Consider the following 11,879-nt stretch of genomic DNA (forward strand, 5'->3'; position numbering starts at 1 on the left):
TCGTTTGCTGTCTGTTATCAGCGATCCGACTTCATGGCCAGTCGCCGTTATGGGGGGGAAAGCCATCATTACTAACAGTGCGGGAGTTAAGGAACAATTAATAGCCGCAGGTGTATCAAGTGCTGCTAATACAGCCATCCAATATGGAACAAGCAAAACCGGCGAGGTCAAATTATCAGATGTTATCGGTGCCGGAGTTATCGGCCTTATTACTGCCGGCAAAGGTTACAATCCAACTGTAACTTGGAATGCAGCAGGTGGTTATTATCAGGCAGAAATCAATGGTGATGATCCATTTATGGGTGGCCTATTGAGTAAAACGGGGGCATCTGTAGGTTATACCGCTGGTAATATTATCAAAATACCAATGGATAAAAAACTTAATCCAATCTCTAAACAGTACGAATGGGTTCCGACGGGTGTATGGACTATCACAAAACCAGTTCCTCAAAATAACTTACCTTCTCTTTCTGGAAATGTGGCTGACTCAGCTGCTTCTGGGTGGTTCTCTGATGCATTACAAAACTCAATAAAAAATAAGGAGAATAGCAATGTTAATAAGTAAAAAATCACTACTGGTACTGTTGTATTTATGAGTTGCTTTCTCTTTAATGCTTTTTTTTGTAAGTTTTATTTTTCAAGTGCTTGGGTATTGGATTGGTGATGGTGATCAGATGCTAGGATATTTGAAGGATAACTTTCATAAAGTATTGAAGACTAGTTTAGTTGGGGTTGGTGTTGGATGTGCCTACTGGTTCTTTTACTATCGAAAGATCTAGCACGTTGATTCAAAATATATTTTTAGTGGAAAATAATGCGCTGAGTCTACCAAAAGGCATGGCTGATTATGGTCAATCCGTTGCTTCTTATGCGCAATATGCTCAGGACAAGAACCTACCACCAGAACAAATACAGGCCGATCTGAGGTGACTTGCCCGAAGGCGCGGATAACCCCGCAGGGAGACTGAAATGAAAATAATAAAGCTAATGGCAGACTATTATTCGTATCCACTTTGGCATAGTTCACCGGGGGAAGTAGGTAATATTGATCCTGAGGATCTGCCTATTTCGAACGAACTAAAGGAACGGCTTAATAAATGATCTGAAATTTATGATTCAATATTAAATGATGACGACCCTGTCTCATCTGGTTTTTCAACGAAAGATGATGAATTAGTGTTCATATAAGAAGGGGCTGAGTTGGCGAAATGTCTTCAGATAGAGTTTGGGGACGCTTATCAAATTATTTATCATTCTGAATATTAAGGATAATCCCAGCCACCGAGCCGGGATTACACTGGCAGCAGGATTAGCCGGGGGCGTGGTGGGTAATAGTACCGCTGACGCAGTTGCCGGGGCGCAGGCTGGGAAGAATGCGGTTGAGAATAACTTCTTGCTCTCCCTGCTTGCACCTCCTCCGCCAGTAGCAGGACAGACAACGCCTCAAACTGAAGCCAACGCTGCAATCGCCCAGAAGTTGGATGCGGCGGTGAAAGAGTTTGGTAAAGATGTTGTGACGAAATGCCTCTCCGGTGGTGATTGTCCAGTTGCCGCACAGCTAGTGATATTTGCGATGCAGGGCATGATAGGCCAAGATGAGTCTGGTTCTAATCCTAATATCGGCAAGGATCTGACGGATGAGCAGAAGAAAGAGCTGGGTGGTTCGGGGTCTGGAACGGGAACACCACCACCGCCAGAAAACGATCCGAACAAATCGGAAGAGAAAAAAGTCGATAAGCTGAATCAGAAGCAAGAAAGTGCCATGAGAAAAATCGACAACCTAATTAAAAACTCTCTGAAAGATCATGATATTACAGGTTCTCTTAAAGATATGGACAACAACCCTATTCCTAAACCTAATGGAAGTGGGGAAAACTGGAACCATATGAAAGAGATGCAAGATACTCTTAATGGTTTAAGGAATCATGCAAACACGCTAAAAAATGTTAATAATCCGGAAGCTCAGGCAGCTTACGGAAGAGCAACAGAAGCGATTAACAAAATAGAATCGGCGATCAAAGGGTACGGCATATGACAACGTTTAGGGATCTATTAATAGCAGAAGGCGGTAATTATGAGCCTAACACTAGGTCATCTCTTGATGAGTGGTTTAGCAGTATCGTAGATGCGCCGCTTGATGAGTTGAATGTTGGGGATATTGCTCGAGCTATAAGACAGGATCTGTTTTTAGTTCATGTATTACCAAGAGCAGAATCGATCTTGCGAGGAGATCCTCTAGCCGGAGATGATTACGATGGGCAATTAATATCATCAATCGCATCTTTAAGTCACAAGGAAGCAAAAGGTGTTTTATCTTCTTTAAAAAGGATAAGTCATATTTTAAATCAAGTAGATAAAACTACTCTTGATCAGCAGTTACTGTTAGACATAAAGAAAATAGATAATTTATCTTCTTGTGAGTAATACAGACCCCCGGCCAACTTTATGGGTGCAGTTCAACTGACCGAGGGTATTACTGCTAAGCCCTAAATCCCCCATCTTCCCGCCGCCGTAACTGGATCATTCCGGGTGCGGCGGTGATTTCCAGCTGTGCCACACCGGTGATCCCGGGCTCGATGATCCAGCTCCCACCGATGGTCAGCTCGCCGTTCTCGCGTAATTACTTCGTAATAGTACGGGGAAATCACACTCCAATTGATTTTCGTCTAGCGTCTTCAGGCCAAAAACGCGCGTCTGGGCAAAAGTTGGCGGAGTAAAAAAACACTGGTAAAAAAGGTTTGTAACTGGCTGACGGAACAGGGAAAAAATGAGTTAGCTGGTAAACTTCACGACGGATCGAGTTGTTGTGGAGAATAACTCACTCCATGACATTATTGATAATAAAACCTCTGGTGTGACTCAGGAACAGAAATACCAGAATGCGCAGAAAGAACTGGTTGCCGCTGTTGAAGAGTTCAAAGCACAGAACTGCGCCGGGTTAAGTGCCGATGCGTGTTCAGCCAAGATGCAGGCCAATAGCGACGAACTGCTGAAAGGGTTTGCGGGTTTTGGGATAACTCAGATGGCTCATTCTCAGGCTTTTTGGATCCAAAAAGGTGATGAAAATGGATTGTACTTTTGAAGTGGTTTTTTTTAGTGACTCACAGTATGAGGAGCTAACAGCCGAGATCTCATACAGAGGGCAGATCCTCTGTCAGCTAAATCAGGATAAGGGCGCAGATGCGGTTGAAGTTGAATTTTTTGCAGATAGCCGCCTTTTGGCAGAGTCAGTAGAAATGAAATTCCCTTTGGATGAGTTCATTAAAGTGTTAACTGAAACAAAAGCAGATCTTATCTCTTGAAAAAATCCCGGCCAAGTCGCCGGGATTTTTTTACCTGTCACTCAGCAGGCCGGATCACCAGTTGCCCGCGTTCGTGGAGAATAACTCCATGAGTGGAGATCAAGCCCGCGAGTCTGTTAAGCAGGTTACGAGCAACCTGAAAGATCAGGTAAGAGACAAACTGGGTGAAGGCACACTCTCCGCTATCGTTAACAGTATAATTAATGCGACGGCTGGGCACAGCAGTCACTTCCAGTTGTTCCGCGTCGGTAATGCCAGACTCAGTAAGCCAGTCGCCAGCAATCAACAACTCGCCGTTCTCCCGTACCCAATCTGCCCCTAAATCTTGGCGGTCTTGGCTGGCTTCGTCGGTGACGGTGGTGAACCCGGCGAACAGCGGCGAACAGCGGCGATATTGTGGTGCAAGGCAGCCAGCTCAAAGCCGGCGGCGATACCACCCTGGATGCGGCGCGTGATGTACTGTTGCTCGGTGCCGCCAACACGCAAAAAACCGACGGCAGCATAGGCGTGGGTGGTTCAGACGGTGGTGACCTGGATGGATGTGAAAGCCTTTATGAATGACTATAGCAGCCAGGATAAAGGCAAAGATCGTGTATTCCAGCCATTTATTGAAGCTAACTGGCGCCACAATACTAAAGATTTTGGTGTCACTATGGATAACGTGACAGTGAAGCAAGATGGGGCCGCCAATATCGGTGAATTAAAAGTGGGTATTGAAGGCCAAATCAATAAAAAAGTTAACCTGTGGGGTAATGTTGCCCAGCAAATCGGCAACAAAGGTTACAGTGATACTGCGGTAATGTTGGGCGTTAAATATAACTTCTAATACTAACTGTAGGATTAAAAATAAACCGACCGGGTCATTAAGCTCGGTTTTTTGCTGTTAAAAACGCAATGATACAAAAACCGTCGAGTATAGGCGCTCAGGGGGTTAACTTCCCCTTGTCACGTTCTTCGGCATACCTGAACAAATGGGCCAGTTCAGACAGGGGAATGCCGCTGCCTATGAACAAATTAGGCAATTATCAGAAATAGTTATTGAGAAAAACAGTAAGTTTCGGCCAGTAAACTAAACATTGAAATTTACCTCTCTAGCATAGATCATTTCTATGAAGGTTTAGGAATATTCTTTTTCAAGAGTTTGCGTTGTAATGTTCGTCGATGCATATTCAACGCTCTTGCCGAAGCAGAAATATTACCAAGATGATCATCCACAACTTTATTTATATACTCCCATTCCATTTGTTCTAGTGAGGGGTAGGTAAATGGGCTACCCTTATCATTTTTTAATGTTGGTATTTCATTACGAAGACTCAATAGAATGTTATCCACACTCACTGGTTTTTGCAGAAGATTATCAGCCCCCTTTTTTAACGCAATGATGGCTGAAGTGATACTAGAGTAATTTGTCAGAATTAAAATTCTAGATAATGGGTTAAGATGTCTTAATGCAGAAACCCATGCTAGCCCAGAGTCATCTTTCAACTGCAGATCTATCACGATATACATATGCTGAGTAGATTCGGCCATTCTGACGGCCTGCACTCCAGTGGTTGCTACATTAACAAAGAATCCTTTTCTAAGCAGAATTGTTGATAGCGTATTAGTAAATACATCATCATCATCCAGAATTAAGATCTTTTCCATCATAACAATCTCACCCTAATAGTGGCTGTTGTTCCGGTATAATCTGAGTATAGTTTTATTTTAGCACCAATTCTGACTGCATTAGAAAAGGCTAACATCAAGCCAATACCATATCCAGAGGTTGTGCTTTTTACCGGTTGTTTTCCCAGGAGGTTGATTAAATCATTTGGTATACCACATCCATTATCAGTTATGCTTATAATTGCATTACCATTCTCTATCTTACAACCACATTGAATGAAACCATTGTCACTGGGAATAGCCAAATTAGCATTCTCAAGTAAATTAACAATAATAGTATGAAGAATGCCAGCATTTTTGATATATACGCAGATGTTGGGTAATTTATAAATTATATTTTTATTGCACTTAAGTTTAAATGAACCAAATACGCCGTCAAGCCATAAACATAAGTTGATAGCTTCTTCATTTTCAAACTCATTAAATCCTAATGAAAATGACATATTAGCTAGTTTTTTCGTACACTCTTTTGCTTGTTCCAAGGCTAGATTTAAATACTCATCAAACTCTTTACCCGATCGCTCCTCTGGTTTAAATAGCTTAATTTCCTCTAAGGCCAGAACCGCTGTTGATATAGGTTTTGATATGTCGTGGGCAGAAGACGCGGCTTGCAGACCAAAAGAAAATATTATATCCGACTGTTTTTGATACTCTTTTGAGCGAATTAAATCATTATTGTATTCAATTGACACGTCATTCATCTTTTTTATAAAGAAAATGATAATAAATGTGGACATTAAAAAACTCACCCACGGAGCATAGTATTCTATACTTTTAGGTCTATGTGTAATTTCGAGATGATTTGATAATGTTAATTTAGATGAAATATAAAATAAAATAGCCGAGTAAATCACTATGAATGCAATATTTTTATTAGATAGAATAGCAAAGGCCATTGCTACTCCTGGAAGATAAAATGAAACACTTAATATTTCACCATGGAAATTCAACTCTTCCCAGAGAGTAAATAAAAGTAAGTCAATACAAATCTGAGCAACAAGCTCTCTTTCTTCTAGTGGTGAAGGAAGCCTCATTCTGTATAATGTCACAACAATACTGAGTAACAATAAAAATAAAATAATAGCAATGGGGAATACAAATGAATAGATGTAGTTTGATTTTCCTTTAAATAAAATAACACTTAATAGAAGTTGACTACATATTGCAAATATCCTAGCCCAAGTAATGATAGCTAGCTTCTTATGCTGAGGTAGTGCCTGTAATATTTTCATTTTAATCAGTCACGTATATATATAAAATGAAACATAGATTACAAAATTGCTTAGATCAACATAAAATATAAATTAAATTAACTTTTGTTTAACCATTGTTTAACAATGTATTTATCTTTCATCTATGGCTATTAATTCCCCAGGCGTAATTGATATCCCCCCAATAAGGGGGGATTCGTTATTACATACTTCCGTTGCCTGCGTTACCATTCCCACCGCTACCATTCCCCCCATTGCCGTTACCACCATTACCACTACCACCATTGCCCCCGTTACCACCATTACCCCCATTGCCGCCGTTGCCATTACCACCGTTACCATTACCGCCATTACCCCCATTGCCACCGTTACCATTACCACCGTTGCCGTTACCGCCGTTACCGTTGCCTCCGTTTCCATTCCCTCCATGACCACCACCATGGCCGCCGTGCTTAATCAACATCAAGTCTGAGGTCATGGACGTATTTTGTGTGTAACTTGTATCCTTCATCAATTTCGATACATCAACCGTAGCGGCTGATACATAAAAGGAACATGCTGATAATACTGAGGTTGCAGCGAGCATAATTACGTTAATCTTTTTCATAGGAATATCCTTCAATAGAATTTAGATAATATAATTTAAGATTTCAGCATGGATAAACCTCTCGGCCAATCCACGATTAAAACATAGAGCACATATTAAAAAAATAAAACAAGAATTTAATGATATTGAAAATATTTTCAATTTTTAATGATAAGTCATTTTGTTTTAAAGTAATGATGATATCATGTTTAAATATTCATCATAAAGTGAGGCATTATGTCGCACTATAAAGACGATATACCCTATTTTAATTCTTTTAAATATGTGATAGATGAGGTTAACAATAAAAACAAACATTTACATTTAATACTAAAATCCCACAATATAAATTAAAAACTCATTTATCCATTTCATCGGGGGTTAAGTAAAACATTATGATTCTGGGTAATAATTTTAGAGACTGAATGAGATTATTTTCAGAGATAGGCTCACAGCAGGATAGAATGGCTTAGTGATAGTGGAAATTTGACTGTTTTAATTAACATAGTATGCATATCATTTTTAGGAAAATAAGGTGTATCTATGGCGTAATAAAGATGGATGTCATAATATTTCACTCTTACATCCATCTTAAAATATGAAATAAATAACATTGATGAAATTTTGCCAGCTCCGGGATTTTGACTAAACTATTGAGTAATTGCAAATAGCATTCCCATTGCACCAATAAAAACAAGTATAATACCTAAAGCCAGTTTACCTCTGGTGCCAGCGTTAACATCTTTACATAAAAAACGTCGTCTCACTTTCCTATCCATAATAATTTCTCTCATTGTTAGTGCCTCAGTTTCTCGATATCTAAAACGTGATATAAATTTAATACTTATTGTTTTCAAAAGAAAGAAACATAGTCTTAATCAAATTGAATTAAGAGTTAACTTTTTGTTTTAATTGATTAAATCAAGATTCCTCAAGTGTAAAATCCGACTGTATTGCTGTTATTTTAAAGCTCAGAATCTCTTCATTTCGCCTATTATCTCTATCATAATTGAGTGGCCTAAATAGTTTTTTAGGCCGATTCAATGATACAGGTCGTCTAAACCTAAGGTATTCCATACTCAAATTTCTAATGAATATGTTACTGACAGTCTCGATGAGAATAACTTCTTAGCCTCAATGAAGGATTTTCATACAAGAATACGACCCGGCATGCTGATGCCAACATGCCACCACTCCAGTTACTTGTTTATCTATAAATTAGAATATTTTTATATACTGTAGATTAAATATAATAATATATGTTCACTAGACTTATTCGGCTATCAATTAAAAATAACATCGACAGTTGCCGAGGCGGTAACGTTACCAACAGGTAATGTGTCGCCACCGGAACATAGTCGCCAGGTGAGTTCATTTGAGAAAACTTCGCTAGATTCACCCGCATTAATTAAACCTAATTTCATTGGTTCACCATTAAACTTCAGACCTTGCGTGAGATTACATGTTCCAGCTCCTGTAACTCCCGTGATTTCACCTGTGATATAACCCCCCTCCCTCAGTGAGAGACAAACGGGTAGTTTCACCGCCATAAAGCCCTGAATTAGCCTGAAATTTTATATTAATATTAGCGGCAGGATTAGCGCTATTTTGGGTGCATCCCACCACCAGACTATCCTTCACTAGTTCTAATTCAGCCCCCAAAGTCGAATTATGTTCTACTTCGCCAAAGTTGATCGATTTGTTAATATTGATCGAGCATTGCCGTGTGGAAACTTTAACCTGATAGCCAGTAAGAATACTTGCCTTCGTAGCACTCGATATTGCACTGCTACTAAAATACATCTCAGGAATGGGGTATACTCCATCTTGCTGGGTCCCATCGGTGATAATGACCCAATCGCCCGTTATTGATCCACTGCGGACGCTATATTCCTCGAAAAAAGAGGGTGTCGAGATTGCCCGGGGTGATAAACACCAGGCAGAATTTGCAGGCGTTGCAGCAGCATTTCCAGATCCAGAGACTATCCCCTGGACTCCCGAATTGCTAAAAGTCCCGCTCATGGTTTCTGATGAGCCAGCATTTAACTGATAATTCATAGTGAAAGATGCCTGCGGTACCAAAAAAATACCTTGAGCAATCTTATACCCTTGAATTCCACCAACATCACTTAAGGCGGTGTTATTAACGCAACCCAAAGTTTCAGGAATTCCCGCCCCCGTGATGGCAACAAGACCATAATTTGGATTGAGCGTCATATAGTAGTCACCAAAACTGGTGGAAATATTCTGATTAATGGCTGGGCCTGTCCATTGTTGGCTACCACTACCAATCTCAATGATAGCTGCCTGTAATGGCATAATAACGCCCAACGACAGCAGACAAAGCCCTATTCGTAACCGCGTAAAACCAGTGGTGCTTATTTTATTTGTCACGGTGTTTACCCCTCTATTGAGTGAATTCTCGGTGCTCAACATGTTAAACCTCACAACGTAATGGCAAATGACGTATCGGATTAGCCGCTGACGGGGCTGGAGTGTTCGCCAAATTGAACGCTACATTGCATTGCTGGCTAGTATCCCCCCCCACTTCACTTTTAGACGACCACTTTCTGGTAGCCCGCTGAGATAGACCTGCCCTGCATCTCCAACAATGCTGGTATTCGGCTCTTCACCCGCGCTACCTTCAACGGCAACCACGGCACCGAAAGGGATTAATCCACCACTTTTACTCAAAGTAACCAATACTTGATAACCGACGCGTGTTGCAAAGTTAGCCTTAACCACTGCACCTTTAGTTGGGTAGAGATTTTGGCTTGACTGCGTTATGTCAACCCCCTCAGGCAGGGTTGCCGGATCCAGGCTAATATTATTGCGCTGGTAGTTTGAGAGATAAGGCACCACCGCATAACCACGACTGTCCACCTGATTATTGCCGCTCATCACCTTACTTCCTCTGGCGCCTGGTGCACTGACTAATGCAACGGTATCGCCTAAAGGTTGACTCAATGTGACTCCGTCGGCATGTGCCACCACCCCGCCGCTGGCATTCATATTCACCGCGCGGTAGCCACTACCATAGCTATATCCCATACTCGCCATGCCCTTGCTGCCACGGTAACCAGTATTCACCGACCCCATGTCACTGCTGCCGTCGTTAGACCAGCCTTGTGTCACATTGTAAGAAAGACGGTCATCCATTGATGTTCCGTTAATACCCGCCTGATTCTGAACACTACCTTGGTTGTTATTTGTCATCTGATAACTGGCGAAGCTACGGTTAGCAAGTGATGAACCGCTCAACAAACTTAATGGTACTTGAACGTTCATGGATAACTGTCTGTTCTCCGGCCAGCTATTGTCCCCTTTAATGCGGTCAATACTGTAATTCATGCCGTAAGTCACCCCGTGGTAGCTGTTGCTATAGCCCGCAGTAAGGTTGTTATTGACCTTACTGTTGTCCCAATAGTTATCCCGCATCCCAGAGATATATAGCGATCCTAAATCCCCCATATTCTGAGACAAACGTAACTGGTAACTATTGCGCTTACGGTCTTGTGACCAGGGCAACTGATCGTCGCGTAATTGGTAGCCATTGTTGTTAACATCGGAAAAACTGTAATAATTTCGGGTCGAGTAGCGCATAGTCGCGACATCAATTGATGTGCCGGTACTGGCAATATTTTTGGCATAGCGCAACCGATATGACTCCCCTTTTTGCCGGTCATCCACGTCCTTCAGCTTAGCGTTCGACTGAGTGACATCCGCAGACAATGCGCCAAAGTTCCCTAAAGACAACCCGCTCCCCACCACGCTTGAGAAGTAATCATCCGCGACCAGTCCACCACCATACAGCGTGAGATTATAGGGCAAACCATAAACCAAAGTGCCGAGTCCAAAAGTTGACTCCTGAGAGCCAACAGTGGTGCTGCCATTATATTTCCCACTGGTCAGTTCATACTTAAATGCACCAGGACGTAACATTACCGGCAGTGTTGAATAGGCGACAGTCTGGGTGCGAACGGAGCCATCAGCTTCAGTTATCGTTACCGTCAAATCACCTGAAGAACCACTCTGCCCCAAGTCATTTAGCGTAAACGGGCCTGGTGCAACATAGGTTTGATACACAATGTTGCCATTCTGCCTCACGGTTACCCTCGCATTACTTTGCGCAACACCAGAGATAACCGGAGCAAAGCCACGCAGATTGTTGGGCAACATCTCTTCGGTTGAGTTAAGTTTGACGCCACGGAACGGAATGCTGTCAAAAACATCCCCGCCACTGCTGCTTTCACCTGCCAATATTTCAGAATGCCAAGGCTGGATATCCCGCTGCAGGTAGCTATTGATAAACTGGGTGTCCTGCGTACTTTCACCCGCACGATTATCACCATTCGTCGTATTCCGGCTATGGGTAATCAGGCTGCGTAAACGCCAGGCATCAAAGTTCAACCCCGCCCGTAAGTTGGCAAAGAGGCTTGTTTGCTCTGATGTTCCCAAGTCTGATTGGGAAGAGCGTCGGCTGCGGCTGCCGTTCACGTTATAATTCAGCAAAAATGCCGGAATACCTTGATTCCACAATGAGGGATCAACCTGATTGCTACTATTTGGTTGCATTGCGACTTGGGGGATACTGATATCCAGCCGCAACTTGGCCAGCGAAAATTGCACCTGCGCATGAGGGATCAGGGCGGGCAAATCCTCCACTGGCTTATCCAGTGGTAAATTTGAGAATGTCGGCAGTGCACGGGTATTCACGCCTAACTCATTCAGTAACGCGGGCGTGAGGAGTGGCTCAACCTTATTCCGCGAGCCTTTTTGGAAAGTGATTGTTTGCTCGCCGCGCTCAATCTGATTAACAAATATCGTCACCAGATAGGCCCCTTCAGGCACCTGATCGGTAGTCTCAAACTGAGTCAAATCCACTTTTTCAGACTGCGCTTGATCAAGCATTAGCAGCCCGGCATCAAAATAATCCCGGCCCCAAGCGGGCAGAACAGACGTAAGTAATATCGCACCCGTAAATATAGGTGAGATTTTTATCCCATTAACGTGTCGTTTCATGATATTTAGCTCAACCTGGTTTATCTGTTTTGCCAATACACAAAATTGGAATTAAAAACATATGATTAACCAGCAGTTAAAATAAGTTTG

General features: G+C 42.1%; 12 protein-coding genes and 4 pseudogenes. 10 read left to right on the top strand and 6 right to left on the bottom strand.

Annotation, left to right across the window (positions count from 1 at the left end; genetic code table 11):
• The first annotated feature begins 4 nt into the window (after window positions 1-4).
• The 10 genes and pseudogenes from V1956_RS18915 to V1956_RS18960 all read left to right on the top strand — a co-directional run.
• Window positions 5-565 (top strand): hypothetical protein, encoded by a 561-nt coding sequence (locus V1956_RS18915; protein ID WP_442825477.1) that lies wholly within the window; start codon window positions 5-7, stop codon window positions 563-565.
• A 179-nt stretch (window positions 566-744) separates the two neighbouring features.
• Window positions 745-930, top strand: coding sequence for a hypothetical protein (locus tag V1956_RS18920; protein WP_442825478.1), 186 nt, complete (start codon window positions 745-747; stop codon window positions 928-930).
• Window positions 931-1,294: 364 nt separating this feature from the next.
• Window positions 1,295-1,396 (top strand): annotated as a pseudogene (locus V1956_RS18925) (VENN motif pre-toxin domain-containing protein); the annotation flags it as partial.
• A gap of 204 nt (window positions 1,397-1,600) precedes the next feature.
• Window positions 1,601-2,035: pseudogene (locus V1956_RS18930) on the top strand (VENN motif pre-toxin domain-containing protein); the annotation flags it as partial.
• On the top strand, window positions 2,032-2,424 hold the full coding sequence (locus V1956_RS18935; RefSeq protein WP_442825479.1) for a contact-dependent growth inhibition system immunity protein: 393 nt from the start codon (window positions 2,032-2,034) through the stop codon (window positions 2,422-2,424). The pseudogene V1956_RS18930 and the gene V1956_RS18935, both read left to right, overlap by 4 nt.
• A 382-nt stretch (window positions 2,425-2,806) precedes the next feature.
• Window positions 2,807-3,082, top strand: a complete 276-nt coding sequence (locus tag V1956_RS18940) for a hypothetical protein (protein WP_420075358.1) — start codon at window positions 2,807-2,809, stop codon at window positions 3,080-3,082.
• Entirely contained in the window at window positions 3,066-3,302 is a 237-nt protein-coding gene (locus tag V1956_RS18945; RefSeq protein ID WP_261373784.1) for a hypothetical protein, read from the top strand. The genes V1956_RS18940 and V1956_RS18945 overlap by 17 nt, the downstream gene beginning before the upstream one ends.
• A gap of 88 nt (window positions 3,303-3,390) precedes the next feature.
• Window positions 3,391-3,624 (top strand): hypothetical protein, encoded by a 234-nt coding sequence (locus V1956_RS18950; RefSeq protein WP_442825849.1) that lies wholly within the window; start codon window positions 3,391-3,393, stop codon window positions 3,622-3,624.
• A 59-nt stretch (window positions 3,625-3,683) separates the two neighbouring features.
• Window positions 3,684-3,830 (top strand): annotated as a pseudogene (locus V1956_RS18955) (hemagglutinin repeat-containing protein); the annotation flags it as partial.
• 7 nt (window positions 3,831-3,837) lie between these two features.
• A pseudogene (locus V1956_RS18960) lies at window positions 3,838-4,128 on the top strand (autotransporter outer membrane beta-barrel domain-containing protein); the annotation flags it as partial.
• Window positions 4,129-4,409: 281 nt separating this feature from the next.
• On the opposite strand, the gene V1956_RS18965 reads toward V1956_RS18960, so the two are convergent.
• From V1956_RS18965 to V1956_RS18990, 6 genes are all read right to left on the bottom strand, one after another.
• The gene (locus tag V1956_RS18965; protein ID WP_372558305.1) at window positions 4,410-4,952 is read right to left on the bottom strand and encodes a response regulator transcription factor; all 543 of its coding nucleotides are present in this window, start codon (window positions 4,950-4,952) and stop codon (window positions 4,410-4,412) included.
• Complete coding sequence (locus tag V1956_RS18970; protein WP_442825480.1) at window positions 4,949-6,202, bottom strand: sensor histidine kinase; 1,254 nt, start codon at window positions 6,200-6,202, stop codon at window positions 4,949-4,951. The genes V1956_RS18965 and V1956_RS18970 overlap by 4 nt, the downstream gene beginning before the upstream one ends.
• A 181-nt stretch (window positions 6,203-6,383) precedes the next feature.
• Window positions 6,384-6,788, bottom strand: a complete 405-nt coding sequence (locus tag V1956_RS18975; protein WP_372558303.1) for a hypothetical protein — start codon at window positions 6,786-6,788, stop codon at window positions 6,384-6,386.
• Between the two features lie 1,262 nt (window positions 6,789-8,050).
• Window positions 8,051-8,191, bottom strand: coding sequence for a hypothetical protein (locus V1956_RS18980; protein ID WP_442825481.1), 141 nt, complete (start codon window positions 8,189-8,191; stop codon window positions 8,051-8,053).
• A 67-nt stretch (window positions 8,192-8,258) separates the two neighbouring features.
• On the bottom strand, window positions 8,259-9,161 hold the full coding sequence (locus V1956_RS18985; protein WP_442825482.1) for a hypothetical protein: 903 nt from the start codon (window positions 9,159-9,161) through the stop codon (window positions 8,259-8,261).
• 120 nt (window positions 9,162-9,281) lie between these two features.
• Window positions 9,282-11,789 carry a fimbria/pilus outer membrane usher protein gene (locus tag V1956_RS18990; RefSeq protein WP_442825483.1) on the bottom strand — a complete coding sequence of 836 codons (2,508 nt, stop codon included), beginning with the start codon at window positions 11,787-11,789 and terminating at the stop codon, window positions 9,282-9,284.
• Window positions 11,790-11,879 lie beyond the last annotated feature (90 nt).

The sequence above is a fragment of the Yersinia sp. 2540 StPb PI genome (assembly GCF_052217165.1).
GTDB classification, from domain to species: domain Bacteria; phylum Pseudomonadota; class Gammaproteobacteria; order Enterobacterales; family Enterobacteriaceae; genus Yersinia; species Yersinia enterocolitica_E.